The sequence below is a fragment of the Oligoflexus sp. genome (assembly GCF_035638955.1).
Classification (GTDB): Bacteria; Bdellovibrionota_B; Oligoflexia; order Oligoflexales; family Oligoflexaceae; genus Oligoflexus.
The window spans coordinates 17682-35570 of record NZ_DASQYZ010000498.1 but is presented as its reverse complement, the minus strand read 5'-3'; the positions used below and the strand labels follow the sequence as shown (position 1 = coordinate 35570).

The 17889-nt window shown below is 51.7% G+C and carries 19 protein-coding genes; 6 read left to right on the top strand and 13 right to left on the bottom strand.

Annotated elements, in window-relative coordinates:
- Positions 1-7: 7 nt before the first annotated feature.
- Entirely contained in the window at positions 8-1201 is a 1194-nt protein-coding gene (locus VE954_RS40675; RefSeq protein ID WP_324964016.1) for a hypothetical protein, read from the bottom strand.
- An 83-nt stretch (positions 1202-1284) separates the two neighbouring features.
- Here VE954_RS40675 and VE954_RS40670 point away from each other — a divergent pair, with 83 nt between their 5' ends.
- Both VE954_RS40670 and VE954_RS40665 read left to right on the top strand, forming a co-directional pair.
- Positions 1285-1614 carry a hypothetical protein gene (locus VE954_RS40670; protein WP_324964014.1) on the top strand — a complete coding sequence of 110 codons (330 nt, stop codon included), beginning with the start codon at positions 1285-1287 and terminating at the stop codon, positions 1612-1614.
- Between the two features lie 90 nt (positions 1615-1704).
- Entirely contained in the window at positions 1705-2760 is a 1056-nt protein-coding gene (locus tag VE954_RS40665; RefSeq protein WP_324964080.1) for a tetratricopeptide repeat protein, read from the top strand.
- Between the two features lie 82 nt (positions 2761-2842).
- Here VE954_RS40665 and VE954_RS40660 read toward each other — a convergent pair whose 3' ends face one another.
- Both VE954_RS40660 and VE954_RS40655 read right to left on the bottom strand, forming a co-directional pair.
- On the bottom strand, positions 2843-3994 hold the full coding sequence (locus tag VE954_RS40660; protein ID WP_324964012.1) for an FG-GAP-like repeat-containing protein: 1152 nt from the start codon (positions 3992-3994) through the stop codon (positions 2843-2845).
- Between the two features lie 496 nt (positions 3995-4490).
- Positions 4491-4871: a hypothetical protein gene (locus tag VE954_RS40655; protein WP_324964010.1), complete on the bottom strand. Its 381-nt coding sequence runs from the start codon at positions 4869-4871 to the stop codon at positions 4491-4493.
- Between the two features lie 176 nt (positions 4872-5047).
- Here VE954_RS40655 and VE954_RS40650 point away from each other — a divergent pair, with 176 nt between their 5' ends.
- From VE954_RS40650 to lgt, 3 genes are read left to right on the top strand one after another with little or no spacing between them, the layout of a single operon-like run.
- Complete coding sequence (locus VE954_RS40650) at positions 5048-5653, top strand: hypothetical protein (protein WP_324964008.1); 606 nt, start codon at positions 5048-5050, stop codon at positions 5651-5653.
- The gene (locus VE954_RS40645) at positions 5650-6309 is read left to right on the top strand and encodes a hypothetical protein (RefSeq protein ID WP_324964006.1); all 660 of its coding nucleotides are present in this window, start codon (positions 5650-5652) and stop codon (positions 6307-6309) included. The genes VE954_RS40650 and VE954_RS40645 overlap by 4 nt, the downstream gene beginning before the upstream one ends.
- 53 nt (positions 6310-6362) lie before the next feature.
- Entirely contained in the window at positions 6363-7163 is an 801-nt protein-coding gene (gene lgt / locus VE954_RS40640) for a prolipoprotein diacylglyceryl transferase (RefSeq protein ID WP_324964004.1), read from the top strand.
- A 41-nt stretch (positions 7164-7204) separates the two neighbouring features.
- Here the strand turns inward: lgt and VE954_RS40635 are convergent, their stop codons facing one another.
- From VE954_RS40635 to grpE, 10 genes are all read right to left on the bottom strand, one after another.
- Positions 7205-8485, bottom strand: coding sequence for a citrate synthase (locus tag VE954_RS40635; protein ID WP_349263872.1), 1281 nt, complete (start codon positions 8483-8485; stop codon positions 7205-7207).
- Between the two features lie 260 nt (positions 8486-8745).
- On the bottom strand, positions 8746-9828 hold the full coding sequence (locus VE954_RS40630; RefSeq protein WP_324964000.1) for a rhomboid family intramembrane serine protease: 1083 nt from the start codon (positions 9826-9828) through the stop codon (positions 8746-8748).
- A 9-nt stretch (positions 9829-9837) separates the two neighbouring features.
- Complete coding sequence (locus tag VE954_RS40625; RefSeq protein ID WP_324963998.1) at positions 9838-10311, bottom strand: hypothetical protein; 474 nt, start codon at positions 10309-10311, stop codon at positions 9838-9840.
- Positions 10312-11826 (bottom strand): histidine ammonia-lyase, encoded by a 1515-nt coding sequence (hutH, locus tag VE954_RS40620; protein WP_324963996.1) that lies wholly within the window; start codon positions 11824-11826, stop codon positions 10312-10314.
- Positions 11823-12494, bottom strand: a complete 672-nt coding sequence (gene rpe, locus VE954_RS40615) for a ribulose-phosphate 3-epimerase (RefSeq protein ID WP_324963994.1) — start codon at positions 12492-12494, stop codon at positions 11823-11825. Before rpe ends, hutH begins: the two co-directional genes overlap by 4 nt.
- The gene (gene def / locus VE954_RS40610) at positions 12481-13047 is read right to left on the bottom strand and encodes a peptide deformylase (protein WP_324963991.1); all 567 of its coding nucleotides are present in this window, start codon (positions 13045-13047) and stop codon (positions 12481-12483) included. Before def ends, rpe begins: the two co-directional genes overlap by 14 nt.
- Before the next feature lie 183 nt (positions 13048-13230).
- A complete protein-coding gene (locus VE954_RS40605; protein ID WP_324963989.1) occupies positions 13231-13467 on the bottom strand; it encodes a hypothetical protein in 237 nt (78 codons plus the stop codon).
- Between the two features lie 78 nt (positions 13468-13545).
- Complete coding sequence (gene lon, locus VE954_RS40600) at positions 13546-15993, bottom strand: endopeptidase La (protein WP_324963987.1); 2448 nt, start codon at positions 15991-15993, stop codon at positions 13546-13548.
- A 125-nt stretch (positions 15994-16118) separates the two neighbouring features.
- On the bottom strand, positions 16119-16517 hold the full coding sequence (locus VE954_RS40595) for a hypothetical protein (protein WP_324963985.1): 399 nt from the start codon (positions 16515-16517) through the stop codon (positions 16119-16121).
- A 21-nt stretch (positions 16518-16538) separates the two neighbouring features.
- Entirely contained in the window at positions 16539-17138 is a 600-nt protein-coding gene (grpE, locus tag VE954_RS40590; protein WP_324963984.1) for a nucleotide exchange factor GrpE, read from the bottom strand.
- Between the two features lie 348 nt (positions 17139-17486).
- Between grpE and VE954_RS40585 the strand changes: the two genes are divergently transcribed.
- Complete coding sequence (locus tag VE954_RS40585) at positions 17487-17864, top strand: helix-turn-helix domain-containing protein (RefSeq protein ID WP_324963982.1); 378 nt, start codon at positions 17487-17489, stop codon at positions 17862-17864.
- The last annotated feature ends 25 nt before the right edge of the window (positions 17865-17889 follow it).

Here is a 17889-nt window from a genome sequence, read left to right as displayed (position 1 = left end):
TTCCTTCTTATAGACTCATCTTACAAAGGCTGTAACGGGATGTGTAGTTGGCCGGAGATTTCATCAGCATCAGATTCTCCTTCGAAGGATCATGATAGAAAGCCGCGTGGAATGACGTTCCTTCCTTGAAGACCCCGCGATACCCGCGATGCACCACTTCGGTCGGCTCGATTTTATAAACGGCGACAGTCAGTTCGTGATCGAGCCACTGCGGAAGAAACAGGTAATCGGCCTTGGGATCAGCGCTCAGAAGAGGCCTTGCCACATGCACCTTGCTGATCGGCACGCTCAGTTGATTCTGTTTCGTAAAGGGCGGGACTTTGCTCAAACGCAGGATTTCAATGCTGGCATTGGTCCAGAGCAGGGTATCGCCTTTCACGTAACTCAGCAGGTTGTTGACATTGCCTTCCTGAAAAGCCCAACTTTCAATAGGAGCTTTATCGCCTAAATCAATGGAGTGATGATCCTTGCCGTCACGCCAGCGAGCGGTCAGAAAGCTTGGTTCCTTGACCTTTTCCGAGGTCCCGCGATCGAGCCAGAAGATTTGCGTGCCGCCCTGGGCATCGGCAAAGAGCTGCGCCTGGCCGATCACCTGCGTGGCAGGTTCCGCGCGAGGTTTGGCACCGCCTTTGCCATCGAGCTGCACTTCGAGTTGCAGAAAAGGTTGATCATCGAGCGATTCATCATCCTTACCTTCACGAATCAGGGTGCGCAGTTTACCGCCCGAGATTTGCCAATCGGTAAGATCCCAGGGTGTTTTGGTGTCCACAGGAAATTGTTGCAGGACGGCATTGCTTTGCAGATCACGCACCTGAATAGTCGGCTTGCCGCGATCCATGGTTTTTAGGGCAAAAACGGCTTTTTGCTGCCAGATTCCGGCGCCAAGGAGGATACTGTCCTGCGAAACGGGCAGTGGCACCAGCGTCTCTTCATCCATACTGGAGATGCTGCGGAACGGCAGATGATACATGGTTCGCACACCGCGGCGCGTGGTCACTTCCAGAATCATGGACGGTCCCAGTTCAGGCACGATATGCACGCGATCGATGCGCAGATCATCCTTACGAAGGGGAAGGTCCGCGCACGAGACGGATTTGGCATCCTGCAGGGCATCCCAATCGGACTTGGGCTTACCCGTGCCCCAGCTGCAGGCGGTCAAAAGATAGAAAGGCGCCACGAAAATGGCCAGGTTTCTCATCATAAATGCCTACCAGTCCCTCAAGATTTTCATCAATTGGTCGATGCGTGTTTTGTAAGATTCGGAATGAGTGCAAGGGGTATTGTATGCGATTTTTGCTTTATCCCAAAATACTTTTCTCCCTGGGGTTGATACCCTGGTTGAGCGCCTGTCAGACGGTTGTCCACCTCGAAGGGGTGACTCCGGTCAAGCTTCCGTATCTGAAAAATACCGCCAATGAATGCTACTATCTTGATGAGTTCATGCCGGTGCCGGACAATCTCGTCACTGGTCTTTCAGGCGCCCTTAAACTGCGGTATTATTCTTTCAAATTTGCCAATTACAAAGATTGGAATGAACGGGAAATCGTTCTTTCATTTTATTCTCGCGACGATAAATGCTGGTCACTCTTCGAAGAATTCTACGTTGTGAAGTGAATGACCAAAGGCCCTGCCCTCGTACGTGATTCGTATTCAAGCTACAATATTATTGTCGAACTGCAACTGAGGAGCCCTTCGGTGCCATTCATGCCACGCGCCATCGCTTTGGTTGTCCTTTCGCTCGCCCCTGCGGCTTGTCAGACGATGCCACTGTTTGAAATGCCCAAGGTCGCAGCGCCGGCAGCCCCTGTTCCGCTTGTTCCGGCTCCGTCTCCGCTCCTCGATCAGGCCAACCAGTATGCCCGGGATGGGCTTTACCGTGAGGCGGTGGCTGCCTTTCGCAAACATTTGTCTGACCGCCCCAAGGACGCCGCGGCTCACCGCACCCTGGGGATTGTTTACGTAAAAACTGGTGCCTATAAGCTGGCGATTCAGCATCTGCAGGAAGCCTTGCCGACCTATCCGGATAATGGGGAATTGAATTATTATCTGGCGGAAGCCTACCGCACGCAGACCCGTTATGGGGATGCGATTTTTCATTACAAAAAAACGCTGCAGACCGAGCCGAAGAATTTGAATGCTCTCAAGGCTTTGGCCTGGAGCTACTATTCAATTCGTTATTATGCTGAGGCTCTAAAAACGGCCAAAACGCTGAAAAAACTGGATCCGAATGATTTTCAGATCTCGATTATCAATGCCCGAATTCTTAATAAAATCGGGATGAATGACAAGGCCTTGGCTATCCTGCATAAGACGGAAGCCCTATCGAGTCCCCAGGAGCTGCCTTTCCTGAACAGCGTAAAGGGCGACATCCTCCTCGACCAGGGATCCCGCGTGGAAGCCGAGCAGGCTTACCGCAAGGCCCTTCAGGATCAACCCCTGCTTGCCGGCGCGCTCACCGGGCTGGCCAAGAAGTTTATCAAGGATCAACAGAATCTCGATACAGCCGTCACCTACCTGGAACGCGCCCTGCGCCTTCGGCCGAATCTGATGGAAGCTTATTTTCTGCTGGGCCAGGCTTACGAGAAGAAGGATCCCAAGAAGTCTTTGGAAAACTACCGCTCGTTCGCCAAGGAAGCCGCCATGGATCCTGAATTTCAGCAGGAATTGGTGTTCGCTCGGGAGAAGATTGCGGCAGTGGAAAGCAAGGACGAGACGGCGAATGGGAATAATCGGGTCGAGGATTTGGAAGACGCTCTCTAGTCCGAACTCGCGTGTCAAGGTGCTGTAAATTCGCGACAAAAATCGAAAGAGAACAGCACCTTGCGTTATGACAAAACCAAAGTTAGCGGTTTCTCAGAACATGAACTTCCGTTGAGTTGGTCCCGGTGCTGCTTTTCTTGAAAGCGACGACTTCCAGCCCAAAAATCGACCGGTCCATATCTGCCACTGCAAATGAAAAGCGATCATCGGTCTCTTCCAAAAGCGTGCCCCTCTGAAAAATCATTTTACTAAAAGCAGAAGCTCCATCCAACACATGGACCTCCGTTGACTTGGAGCCTGTCCGCTGTTTAGCAACGGCCACTATGTCAGGGCGACCATCAAGATTCCAATCCCCCACTTCCAAATCAAACATGCGATCGGTCTTATGAAGCGCTGTGCCTGTTTGAAGAATGAAGTTCTTAAAATTTGTAGCACCGCTTAAAACATGGACTTCCGTGGTTCCCGTACCAGTCCCATCTTTTTTCATAGCAAACAAATCGCTTTTCCCGTCCCGATTCCAGTCGGCAAAACCAAATTCCCAATTGGCATCTGTCATATGCAGAGCGGTTCCGGTTTGAAGGATAAACGAACGATAATTACTGGCCCAACTTAGAATATGAACTTCTGTTGAGGATGTACCCGTGCTGTTTTTGATCATGGCAGCTACATCAGAACGTCCGTCTCCATCCCAATCAGTCAATTTGAATTCGACGTTTTCACCTGTCTCATGCAAGCCTGTGCCTGTATTCAAAACAAAACTACGATAATTTGAGGCTCCAGACAGGACATGAACTTCGGTAGACTGGCTGCCCGTTCCACTCTTCTTGATCGCAAAAAGATCTGGCAACTGATCGCCGTCATAATTACCTAACAGCAGTTCAAAATTATTGCCTGTTTCATGCAATCCGGTTCCTGTCTGCACATTGAAAGGCAGGAGGCCTTCATAAAGAAACCGAATGCCAAGAATATCGCCCGCGCTGAGGATGCCACCATTGACCCAGGTTGGGTTGCAATAGTTCATAATAGATGCCGGGTCCCAGGTTCCGATGATGAAATCGCCGTTGGATCCTTGAGGTCGGTCTGCGCAAAGCAGCCGATCTGTATCGGGCCGATTTTGTTCATGAGCCAGACCAATGGCATGCCCAAACTCGTGAATCGCAATGTTTTCAATACAATATTGCCGCTTGCTCTGGCAATCCTGGCCCCAATTGTTGAACGTAAAGTTGAGAACCATCCCATTCACAAGCCCATTAAGCTGTCGGCCTAAACCTTTGGTGTGAGGGCCTTCATCGTTAACTGCAATGCGGATGCCCTTCGAAGAGGCGTTGCAAGTCCCCCAGCCTGTAAAGCGAAGAGGAGAGCGCGAATATTCTACATCGACTCGGTTTCTGACCCATGCTCGCTCTGTCGCTGATGCGGCACTTTCCCAACAAACAGGTATTTCTGTTCCATCCCAGCGCAACTGCGAATGGGGATATGACGAAGGCGCTGAGGTTTGAGTCAGAGATGCATCGTTGTCACAACCAATGAGGGCAGCGAGACCAAGGAAGGGAATGAGAGGCAGGAAAAATGATCTTGAAGAAAGAATATTCATGATAACCCCTGTGATAATGGAGAAATGCAAAAGCAGTTAACCCTTTGCATCTCTGAATCACAGGTACAGACCATTTGTGAGTTCGATTATTGCGAAACGCCCAAAACAACCTGGCAATATTGCTTCTTATTCTGGGTCACACCAGCTTCATTTCTTCCTTCTGATAACTCAACAAACTACGACGTGCGTCAAACAGGTTCTTATACGAATCATACCGGACCTTCAGGCGGTCGGATTCACGGCGAGCTTCCACGAGCTTATCGAGGAAATCCGTATATTCCGGGTCCGTTTCCGTCAGGCGTTTCAGGCGGGCTTCGCTGACCTTGCCATCGTCGAGCCGCAGTGCGATTTTGGCCCGCATGGTGGGTTTCATGAGTTCGTAGTGCTCGGCAGTTTTTTTGGCCTCCACATAAGCCAGACCGACTTTGTTAGCAATATGAACAATTTCTTCCAAACCCAGCTTATCCCAGGATTTTCCGTCCTGGTTCGGCGAATTGGCTTTATCCCCGGATTTCATACCTTTTTTACCTTTGTAGCCCATGTCGTGAGAAGGGCTCAGGAAAATGTATCTGTAACTTTTGACTTCGTCAAATATGCCCTTAAGAAAATTCCAAATTTTCCGATATGTCAGAAAGGGTGGATAATTCCAGGCATAATATGTCATGATGGAAGAGATAGGAAAAGGAAAATCCTATGAACACCGTTGAGCTACAAAGTCCTCTCGATTTCTTTCGCGATCAGGTCACGAATGCGGCCCAATCGCTTAAGCTCCATCTTAATGACGACATCGAATTCTACCTCGTCAATCTCCTCTGTGAGTTTATCAATCCCGCACAATTAAATATCGATGAAGATATGACTGTGTTGGATACCCCACTGGCTTTCATGCTTAAAAAAGCCGTGGAGTCGAGTCCCGACGTCCAACTGAAAGTCTATAAACGCCTCGGTGATACCAGCCTCTACTTTGCCGGCTATTTCCAGGATTTCTTTGCCCGCAAAACCTTTGACGTCGGCTACTACATTAACATGGGTGCCGCCGCTTACAATCAAACTTCCACACTGATGCGTACGCATAAAAATGACAGTCACTTTTCCAAGGTTTATTTGAGCATGGCGCAGGATTTCCGCTCGCTCGTCAATGTGGTGGCGGAAGTGTCTGAATCCACCCCATTGGCCCGTAAACGCGATTTGCTGACCACCTACGAACGCTGGCAGCACACTCAATCGGATTCGCTGCGCAAGATTCTGGAAGACGAGGGCATCGTGCCTGTTCCCCTCAACACCAAAGATCCCCAATGATACGTCCAACGTTCAGCCATTTGATTCAGCGCATCGAGGATGAGCTGGCCTCCGTCTATGGCTTTGCCATCGAAATGTCCGCATCCGATTGCCTGACGCAATCCGCCGAGGCCGCTGCGGTCGCCTCCGACAACCGGGCTGCTCTTATTCTGCGCTCCCGGCCGGGCCAGGACGAGCTCGAGCTGGGCCTCTATTTCCGTCCAGAATTGATTCAATCCATCGAACAGGGCAATGCCCTGGAACGGCTCGATAGCAGGAACCTGGACGCCTTCTGCGTGGCGGTCGAGGAAGTCAGCCACTTCCATCTCGTCATCAGCCGAGCTCAGGCCAACCAAGGCATTAGCCTTTTGGAACTCGAATGGCAAGGCGAGGTCGACAAACTCCTGATCGCTGGCAGTGTGCTTGAACAGCAGACCGGCGACCCCCATCTGCCGCAACTCACGCGCATGATATTCGATCATTCGCACTGCTACACCCAGAAGCAGCAGGATCTTTATGAGGAGGCCCATCGCCTCGCAGCCCGCTATTGCTATAAGCTTCTCCCTTTGCTCCAGGACGCACCCAGCCGCAAGCGTACGGAGAAACTCCGCGATGCCTGCCGCACGACCTATGATTTAGTCTGGGGTGAAAAGCTCCGGGCTATTGACAATTTATAGAATACTCCCCACTCCCCACTTCACTCGCAATTTCATCTAAGGATTCCGATTGTATGGAGCATTTTGTCTGGGATTTTCCTAAGGAAATTTTCAAAATTGGCAGTTGGGGTCCGCGTTGGTACGGACTGATGTTTGCCATCGGATTTCTGATGGGACATTCCATCATGCAAAAGATTTTTAAAAAAGAGGGGCGTAAACAGGAAGATTTATCATCGCTTCTGTATCACATTATGATTGGCACGATTGTCGGCGCTCGCCTCGGCCACTGCTTGTTCTATGCTCCCGATCAATACCTCCATAACCCGATCAGCATACTCTTCGTGTGGGAAGGTGGACTCGCCAGTCACGGCGGTGCGATAGGAGTTTTGTTGGCCGTTTGGCTCTACAACCGAAAACACAAAGACCAAGGTTATGTTTGGCTGGCCGATCGCCTGTCCATTGCTGTGGCTCTGACAGCAGGTTGCATACGATTAGGCAACTTTTTTAACTCTGAGATTGTTGGAAAACCCAGCAATTTGCCCTGGGCTATCATCTTCGCACAAAATGGTGAAACGTTTCCAAGACACCCTGCCATGCTCTATGAGGCTTTCAGTTATCTCCTGCTTGCTGCTGTGCTTTACAAAATTTATGACAAGACCGCGGCTCGCAAAGCCGGTCAGATGATAGGCCTGATGTTGGTTTGGATTTTTAGCAGCCGATTTCTCATTGAGTTTGTCAAAGAAAACCAGATGCCGTTTGAAAGTGGATTGAGCCTGAATATGGGGCAGCTCCTGAGCCTGCCCTTCATCATTCTGGGTCTTGCCGCCATCTCGGGCTGGGGCCCGCGTTTTTTACAAATAAAAAAGGGCCCATAAGGGCCCCACGCTAACGTCCCGCGCAAGCGGGACCTGGTCTTTTACGAACGCTTATCCAAAGGCGCATAGTGACGAACCGTTTCACCCGTATAGATCTGGCGAGGACGGCCGATCTTGGTCGCGGGCGACTCGTTCATTTCCTTCCACTGAGCCAGCCAGCCTGGCAAACGACCCAGAGCAAACATCACGGTGAACATGTTGGTAGGAATGTTCAGCGCTTTGTAGATGATGCCGGAATAGAAATCGACGTTCGGATACAGCTTTCTTTCCACAAAATAAGGATCCTTGAGAGCCTCTTCTTCAAGACCTTTGGCGATGTCGAGCAGAGGATCCTTGATCTTCAGTTTGGTCAGAATCGTATCGCAAGCCTGCTTGATGATCTTGGCGCGGGGATCGAAGTTCTTATACACGCGGTGACCGAAGCCCATCAGACGGAAGTTGTCGTTCTTATCCTTGGCCTTCAGAATGAACTTCTTATAGCCGCCGCCGTCAGCCTGGATTTCCTGCAGCATTTCGATCACAGCCTGGTTTGCGCCGCCGTGCAGAGGTCCCCAGAGAGCGTTGACGCCCGAAGAGATGGCTGCATAGACGTTGGCCTGGGACGAACCGACCAAGCGAACGGTCGAAGTCGAGCAGTTCTGCTCATGATCAGCATGCAAAATCAGGAGAATATTCAGGGCCTTGGCGACTTCTGGATCAGGATTCTGACCATACATCTGGGCCATGAAATCGGTGCAGTATTCATTGCTGGATTTCGCATCGATCAAAGACTGGCCCTGGCTCGCGCGATAGTTATAGGCTGCGAAGTTCTTCACCTGAGCCATGGTTTGCGCGATCACGTTATCCACCTGATCGGGCTTCAATTCAGGATCCAAATATTCAGGATAGTAAGCTGACATTGCCGACAGCACAGAAGCCAGGACGCCCATAGGATGCGCCGTCTTGGGGAAATGCTGAATCATCTGCTTGAGTTCAGGCTTGGTGGCGCTGAAGCTGGCCAGCTTTTCGTTGAACCACTTGAGGCGCGAAGCGTTGGGGAGTTCACCGTAAACCAGCAGGTAGGCAACTTCCACGAACGTTGACTTTTCTGCCAACTCTTCAATGGGATAGCCGCGGTAGCGCAGGATCCCAGTCTCACCGTCAAGGAACGTAATGGCGGAAACACACGAAGCTGTGTTCATGAAACCGTTGTCCAGAGTGACCAGACCGGTGTCCTGACGAAGCTTGTTGATATCCAGGGCTAGTTCGCCTTCCGAGCCTTCCAAAACCGGGAGTTCGAGAGTCTTACCGTCGTAGTGGAGTTCCGCCTTGTTCTTGGTCATAGGTAAATTTCTCGCTACTGTCATGTATTCTCTCCGATCGAATCGCAAATGGCCTGAGTAACTTCCAGCATCTGGGTTATCGGCAGCGGAGGAATAGAATTAAATGTTATCAACACCACAGTTTTTTACTTTTCTGGCTGTTCCGGCTGGTCGTCTTGTCCGCTCGGGGAAACTTGCCTCCGCAGAGTTTCCCAAAAGCAGTATGCGGGTCCAGTCCAAAATTCAGTCAGCGGTTCTATATACCGCAGCATCGATCGCCTTTAAAGACCTAAGGGAACGTCCTGACGAGTCCGTCTCAGCCAAGCTGCGCTGTCAACAAACCCTCCCTGAAGCAACTCCGTCTCCAATTCCTGGAGACGAATCTCAGCACCCGGTTCGGCCTGCATAAATATCAAATCAAGCCGAGCCATCGGATAATCTCGAAGCACAAGAGCCAGCTTCAAGCGGTGCAAACGATACTGGGCGTTTTGCGACTCGAGGGCAACCAACCGATTGAGGTATATGTAGCGGACTTCGACACGGTCAGCACTCTGGATTGCACCTTGCAGCTGGTATAGCACATACCATCGAGAACTGCCAAGCCAGGCCCCAACTCCCAGCACGAGAAGCAGCAGGACTGTAGCCACGCGAGCCTGCTTCTGCCTTAAGGGCATCAAACGATTTGGAATATAGCGGAGCCAAATATAAGCAAAAATAACCCCGAAGGCCAGACCGCCCAAATGCGCGGAATTGTCGATCTGTGGGATGAGGAAACCGAGTATGATATTCGCAATAGCCATAACCGTATAGGCACCGGCCCGCGGGCGTCGCCCGGTCATGGCTTCAATTCGAGATTGAACCACGCGTTCCAGATAGAGACCAAATCCAAGCAGTCCAAATAAAGCCCCCGATGCGCCGACACTCACCGAGGGTCCAGCCAGAACGCTTGCGATATTACCGGTCATCCCGGATGCCAGGTAGAGGATGAGGAACGACCGTGAACCGAGCAGATATTCGAATTGATAGGAAACGACGTAAAGCCCGTACGTGTTGAAGGCAAAGTGAATGAGCCCACCATGAATAAACAGCGGCGTCAGCAGACGCCAGTATTCACCCAAAGCCAGCAGAGTATTATCCTTGGCACCCAGTTTTAAGAGAACATCGGTATTGCTGCTGAGGAGAGCCATTTGAAAGTTCGACCAGGCAAGGCCGGAAAGATAGAGGGTCACGAGGAACATAATGGAGTTGATGACAATGATGCGGCCCGTCCAGGTTCCCAATAACAGGGCCGCCCCTCGCGGTTGCGGCACAAGGGGTATCAGGGGAGCCCGGCTTTTCTCATCATCATCCGGTCGGTCGTGCACGTCGCCTGCTTATAAGATGGTATAGTCAGCCTGAGGCGCATGCATGTCCAGCCAACGCGCGCCGCGGAAATCCCGATTCGGATGATCGCTTGAGAGAAGCCAGATAGGCGCTGCTGTTCCATGCTCACTCGGCAGGAACAAAAGGACCTGAGTCACTTCAAGCTCAGAGGACGTATCCCGCAGGACTTCAGCTGAAAGCCGCAGCACCTGTCCCTCTTGCATGGCGAGATGAACGTGATCGCTGCGCAAAATCAATTTGTCATGTTTACCTGTTTTGGTTTCACTTTCAAATTTTATTCTGAAGTCCTTGTCACCGAGCTTTTCAATCCGGGCGATACGAAAGAGCCCGCCGATCCTTTCGACCTTGGACATGGGATCAGCTTGCGTCTGTCCACTGAACATACAAAACAGCAAGAGGGATAGGATCGGGAAGAGCCGAAACCGATAAGTTGTCATAATAAGCCCTCTCATAAAAGTTAACATTCAGGCTTCCTCTGCGCATTTTAGCAGGCTGCCGTCCAGAATCCATGTAGAAAGATTTTTGATCTCGTCGTGAAGCGAACGGTCGGTGTCCATTTCCGGAGCCAGGGCCCGGACGCCGTCATAGATCTTCTTGAGCCGCGGGTTGGGCTGCAAGGGCGCCAGCAGGTCAATCCCCTGACAAGCGGCCAGAAGTTCAATGGCCAGGATGTTCGCTATATTCTTCAAAATACGCCGCGCCTTGAGCGCCGCGATTGGCCCCATGCTCACGTGATCTTCCTTATCCGCAGACGTTGGAATGCTGTCCACCGAAGCCGGATGGGACAGGATCTTGTTTTCCGAAACCAGGGCAGCCGCCACCACATGGGGAATCATGTAACCGCTATTAAGTCCGCTTTCACGGGTTAAAAATGCGGGCAAACCACTCAGATTGGGGTTGGTCAACTTTTCCGTACGGCGCTCAGAAATACTGCCGATTTCGGCCATCGCAATAGCCAGAAAATCCATAGCCAGGGCCATGGGCTGGCCGTGGAAATTGCCGCCGCTGAGGATTTCACCCGTTTCGAAACAAAGCGGGTTATCCGTGACGCTATTGAGTTCGGTGTTGATCTGTTTTTCCACAAACTCCAGAGTATCGTAGGTCGCGCCATGAACCTGAGGCACACAGCGGAAACTATAGGGATCCTGCACACGCGAGCAATCCGCATGGCTTTCCACGATCGGATCGTGTTCCTTGAAGAGAGCCCGAATGCGTTCTGCGCTATGCTTCTGCCCACTATGAGGACGAATCTCATGGATGCGAGGATCAAACGCCTTGAGCGTGCCGCGCAGGGCATCCAAACTCAGAGCCGCAATCACATCGGCTGATTCGGTTAAAATTTTGGCTTCTTCGAGCGCAATCGCGGCTTCCACAGTCATGAACTGCGTGCCATTGATGAGCGAAAGGCCTTCCTTGGGCCCGAGGCGCACGGGTTTAACTCCCGCTTTTTCCAAAGCGGCCTTGGCCGGCATGACTTCGCCCTTATACAGAACGCGGCCTTCACCGATTAAACCCAAAGCCAGATGAGCCAGCGGAGCCAGATCACCCGATGCTCCCACGCTGCCCTGTGACGGAATCATGGGCAGGATATCGTGTTTCAAAAATTCAAGAATGGTATCGAGACAACCTTCCGAGACTCCAGAATAACCAAGACTGAAGGTATGCGCACGCAACAGAAGCAAACCGCGAACGACGGAAGGTTCTACATATTCGCCGACACCGCAGGCATGCGAACGCACCAGGTTATCCTGCAGCTGATTCAGTTTGCTCGATTCAATGCGAACGTCCGACAAATAGCCGAAGCCGGTATTGATACCGTAAAAGGTTTCACCGGAATCCAAAGCGGTTTGCACCAGCTGCCGATAGCGTTTCACGCGTTCGCGACTGGCTGTGGGCAAAGCAAATTGCAACGAACCGCTGATGACCTGCTGATAAAGCGAGGCTGTGGTCAGGCGATCCTGACCCAATTGAAAACTCATGCTTCGCCTCGCAAAATTCGAAGGGCTTGCTTACGGTCCGGGGCACCATAGAAATAGGTTCCGGCCACCAGGAAGTTGGCTCCGGCGTTCACCACGCTATCCACGGTTTCGGCGTTGATACCACCATCAACCTGAATATAAACCTGCTCGACGCGACCACGCGCTTCCAGCATTTTTTTCACCGCACGGATGCGTTCCAAACTTTCCGGAATAAAACTTTGTCCGCCAAAGCCTGGATTCACCGACATGACGTTGATCAGGTCCACGTAGGGGACCAGAGGTTCCACGAGCGACAGGGAGGTTCCCGGATTCACGGCGATACCGGCCTTGGCGCCTTTCGCATGAATCGCTTGAATCAAACGATGCGGATGGACAGCGGCCTCGACATGAAACACCAGAATATCTGCACCAGCCTCGACATAATCAAGGGCCACCTGATCCGGATTCGAAACCATGATGTGGACATCCAAAGGAATGCGCGAAGATTTTTTCAAGGCGCGAACCAAAGGGATGCCATAGGTCAGGTTCGGCACGAAGTGGCCGTCCATGACGTCCACATGGTGCATATCAGCGCCTGCGGTTTCCGCAAGAGCCAGGTCTTCACCAAAACGCAAGGGATCCGCCGCCAGCAGGGACGGGGCCACCAGAATACGCTTATTCGCCATCATCAGCTCCTTCGGCAAGCAGACGGTGACGCTTGGCGACTTTTTTCTTCACTAGAGATTGCTTCAGACGGCTCATTCGATTGATAAAGACGATGCCATCAATATGATCGATCTCGTGCTGCACACAGATCGCAAACAGGCCGGTGGCGTGAACCTCGAAGGTCTCGCCCTTTTCATTCTGGGCTTTCACCCAGACTTCCGCGGCCCGATCGACAAATTCAAAGATTTCGGGGAAGCTCAAACAGCCTTCCTGCCAACGAATTTTACCAGAAGTCTTGGTAATGACAGGATTTACGAAGGTATAACGCACATCATGCCAGGGCTCCTTCTTTTCCTCCTGGTCACTGTAGCGACTGCCCGACCAGGGGATAAAGATGGTCAAAAGCCGCTTGGCAACACCGACCTGGTTTGCGGCCAGGCCGATTCCGCCGGCATGGTCCATCGTTTCATGCATATCCTGCACAAATTGTTGGAATTCGGCGTTAAATTCTGTGACTTCGGTGGACTTTGTCTCCAGCACTTTGGCTGGCCACTCGACAACCTTTAAAGTGGTCATGATATCCGGACTCCTGCTTGTCGATTGCTCGACGAATCTCAATTTTGGCGAGGATATTGATAAACCTGGTGCGCCTTCTGTAGGCTGCACGCATACAAATAGCAATAACTAAGCAGGAAGGTCCAGGAACTTTGATGGGCAGAAGTTCCAGGGCTGTCGGGGCGGGCCTTCGCAGGGATTTCCTTAGAAACGGCGCTCTTTTTCGGCCTCGGCGTCGCTCAAAGCATTGCGAGCCAGAGACTTGGCATCGTACCATGTCCTTTCGACTTGACCCCCAATTGCGGCCACAAGCCCATAGGGGACAAACGAATTGGTCGCATAGATGAAGAGCATTTGGCCTTTGATAGGCACGGATAGGAGAAAGACCCAGATCGCTCCAACACCAAGGAACCGTAGAACTTTCTTGCCAAAATCCTTCATAAAACAACCTCGCGTTGGATCGCTGTGTGCGAACCAACGCGAGAGATGAAAAGTTAGCGAAGATCGGGTCTCCAGCTCTTAACTGGCCAGAGACTTGCTTTCCCGCCGGGTGCTCAGCTTTTCGACCTTGGCGTCGGTGACGCAGACATCAGCGAACATGATTTGGAATACTTCAGTATATTCCTTCACGAAGTGCGCCTTCAAGTTGCGTCTGATAGAAACTGGCAACTCCTGGAAAACGGCCTTGTTCTTTTCCGGAATGATGACCTCTGTCATCCCTTCCCGGGTGGCAGCCAGCATCTTTTCCTTGAGTCCACCGATCGGCAGCACTTTGCCATGAATCGTAATTTCGCCGGTCATAGCCACTTGCTGCTTGGGCGGTGTTTTCAAGAAAGCCGAGATGATCGAGGTTGCCATGGCAATCCCTGCGGAGGGACCGTCTTTGGGAACCGCACCGGCTGGCACGTGAATGTGCAGCTCGTTCTTTTCGATCATTTCCGGATCGATACCGAATTCCCCGAGGCGGGCTCGGATGAAGCTCAAAGCGGCCACAGCCGATTCCTTCATCACGTCACCGAGCTGGCCGGTCAGGACCAGAGCGTGCTTGCCCGTAAAGATCAAGCTCGACTCGATCGCCATCACTTCACCACCGTACTGGGTGTAAGCCAGGCCCAACGAGACGCCGATATGCGGCTCTTTGTGGTAGAAGTTATCATCAAAGCGCTGAGCGCCGAGATGTCTTTGGATGATGGTCGGGGTCAGGCGGATGCCTTCCCGCTTCATCGCTTCACCGTCATCAGATTCTGCATACTGACGCGCGATCTTGCGGCAAACCGAGGCGATCTTCTTTTCCAGACCGCGCAAACCACTCTCACGGGTGTAGCCGTTGATGATGGTCGTCACGCAGTTTTTCGTGAAGGAAACATTGGCTTGATCCAGACCGGCTTCTTTCAGCTGCTTGGGAATCAGATACTGATTGGCGATCTGCAGTTTCTCTTCTTCCGAGTAGCCAGTCACCTCGATGATTTCGAGACGATCCCGCAGAGGAGCCGGAATGGTGTCGAGCGTGTTGGCGTTGGCGATAAACATCACATCCGACAGGTCGAACGGTATGCCGAGGTAATGATCGACAAAGCTTCGATTTTGTTCAGGATCCAGGACCTCGAGCAGAGCCGATGACGGGTCGCCGCGATGATCGGACGCCATCTTATCGATTTCGTCGAGCATCACCACGGGATTGCTGCTGCCGCAGTTTTTCATGGCGGTGATGATACGGCCTGGGAAAGCACCGACGTACGTTTTACGATGACCGCGGATATCGGCCTCATCACGCACACCACCCAGAGCGATACGAGCGAATTCACGGCCCAGGGATTTGGCTATGGATTTGCCCAAGCTGGTCTTGCCCACACCGGGAGGCCCAAAGAAACAGATGATGGGGCTCTTGGCTTCGGGGTTCAGCTTTTTGACGGCTAGATATTCGATGATACGGTCTTTGACTTGCTCGAGACCGTAGTGATCAGCATCGAGGATGAGCTTCGATTTATGCAGATCGAGGGCTTCTGTCGTTTTCTTGCCCCAGGGCAAAGCCAGGATCGTTTCAATGTGAGTGCGTGTGAGGGCGGCTTCGCTGGTGTCCTGATGCATGCGTTCGAGGCGCTTCAACTGACGGGCGATTTCTTCTTTGGCTTCCTTGTTTAAGGGAAGCTCTTCCATGCGCTGCCAGTACCCATCGATTTCGTCCTTGCCATCCGAATCACCGAGCTCGGATTTGATCACACGCATCTGCTCACGCAGGTAGTGCTCTCTTTGCATGCGGCCGATTTCGTCTTTGGCATTAGACTGGATGCGAACCTGCATCTGGTAAACTTCGATTTCGCGAGAGAGGCAGTTATACACACGCTTCAGGCGATCAAGGGGATGGGCTACAGCCAGGATGGTTTGCGCTTCGTTCACCTTGAGGCCCAGATTGGAAGCCACAAGGTCGGCGAGGCGACCTGGTTCATTGACATCTTCCAGGATCATCAGAATATCAGGTGACAGGATCTTGCCCAGCGTTACCACTTTTTCGAGGCTCTCGCGCACGGCGCGGATGAGAGCTTCCACTTCACTGGTGGTATTGGCAATCCGTGGTTCCTGCACGTTCTGCACGATCACTTTTGGATAAGGATCGGTTTGAATGAGTTGACTCACCATCGCCTTGTGCAGACCTTGCACGAGAACTTTCATGCGGCCGTCCGGAAGTTTCCGGGTGCGCATGATGGAACAAACGGTTCCGATATCATAGACATCGAAAGGCGGTTCCAGGTGAGCTTCCAATCCTTCGCCTTCATGTCCTACGACTTTGAAAGCTGAAAGAAAGATCTTCCTCTGTTTGGTTAAGGCGCTTTCCACTGCATTGACGCACAGGTCCTCGTTGATGAAGACCGGGACAATCATGTTGGGAAATACCACGATATCCTTCAGAGGCAGCAGTGGCATCTCACTGTTTGCAACTGCAAGCTTACCTTGATTCGTCTCCGACATGCCTTCACTCCCGCTTGATGAGGACTTTACTTCTCTGACCCTGTATTTTTGTTCGGCTCTCGCCGCGAAAACATGAGTTCTGCCGTTTTTTCCGGCGTTTTATGGATTTGGTTCGACCGTGAGGTCTACTCTTTTATCTTAATGATAATCCATAAGTCGCCTGCCTGACCGTCGACAATGTCACCGAGCCCTTGAAGCTGGATGGCTTTGCATCCTTCGGTATCAGGTCCTAAAACCAGTTCTCTTTCGATCTTTTCGCGTTTTTCTTCGTGGCCCTGCGCGGAGTGGGTGCGGATCGTGCGCGTGAGTTTGACCACTGTGCGAAACGTTGCGGCGAGTTGGGTCCGCGTTACAAATATCGGTATTTCAAGGTCCAGCTTCTTGTGCTTTTGGCACCAGGTTTCGAAGCTCATCTCATCGTAGTGAACAGCGGAACAAAATTTCTGGAGCGCCTGCTCGTCGTCATTCTGTTCGAGAGGTGCAGGAGGACAGAGGTAAGGTTTATCATCTCGCTTGCGCGTCACCTCACGTCCTCCCTGCTCTTGTTAGCCTGGCCCAGCCTTGCTCGGAACCAGGACACTCACCATGGAAGGACGAATCAGTCGCCCGTTCAAGGTATAGCCACGTTGAAATTCATCTTTCACAGTTTCCTGCTCCACACCGTCATCGTCGATTCTTTGAATCGCCTGATGAAGGTTGGGATCAAAAGGCTTGCCTACCGATTCAACAGCTTTCAAGCCGTTGTTTTCCAGAACATGGGTCAGCTGCTTATGCACCATACGAATGCCTTCGACGATCGCATTGCCTGCTTCTGCGCCACCTGCTAGCGTGGCTTTTTCAAAACTATCGAGCACCGGCAAAAGGTCCTGGAGAAGCTTCTCCGATGCATATTTGAGCAGGTCCTGACGCTCGCGTTCCTGGCGCCGCCGCATGTTGTCCATTTCGGCCAGCGTTCGCAGATACTTGTCCTTGGCGTCCTGAACCTCTTCTTCGAGGCTGCGGATTTTCTCGTCTTGCAAATCCGCTCCCTCGTCAGAGTCTACAGCCGAGGCACCGGCGTGTGCCGCTCCTTCAGTAGCGGTCTGATCCTTGGTTTGATTGGATTCTGGGTTTTTATTGTTCTCAGTTTGCATATCAACGTTCATATAAGGCTTAATGACTCCCTGCTTGCATTGACACGACATGAATTTTTACAACGCAAGCACCTTTACTGCAAGACCTTGTAGTCTTCTGAGGATTTTCAGTCCTTTGTGGGCCCTTTGTTGGCGGGGGCAGGTATGTTCTGGCGCCTTAATCCTATTTTAATGTGACCCAGTGGGTGTTGAAAAGTAGGCAAGGGTTGCCGGGCGCCTTGTCCCTTGCGATATCCAGCGATGGACGTTGACAGGGCCGATCCGCATGCGTTAAATCTTTCTCACCCAAAATCGCAGTGTTTCTCGGGCCATGACCGAGATCTTTGCGGATCGCATCAGCATTCGAATTCTGAGTTGCCCATGGAAAATCCTATTGACCAGCTGCCCCCGGATCCTGAACCTACGCAATCCGCGTCCGATCGAAGCCTTCCTTCGGAGACGACTAAACGCTTGTCTGCGTTGTCTCGCCGAGGAATACACATCGATGATGCAGATCTCATCACCAGACTTGATCAATATTCGATCGAGGATGTTGTTGAACTGAAAATCTCTCGATTCTTCGATCAAATTGGAACCTTCTACCCAGATGATGTCTATGATTTGATCATGTCCAAAGTGGAAAAGCCCCTGCTTGTACAAATTCTCCGCCGCGTTGGTGGAAATCAGGTACAGGCTGCCAAGATTCTGGGCATTAACCGCAACACACTGCGAAAGAAGATCAAGCAATACGGTCTTTGAGATGATCAAAAGCCTTCCTTCTCGG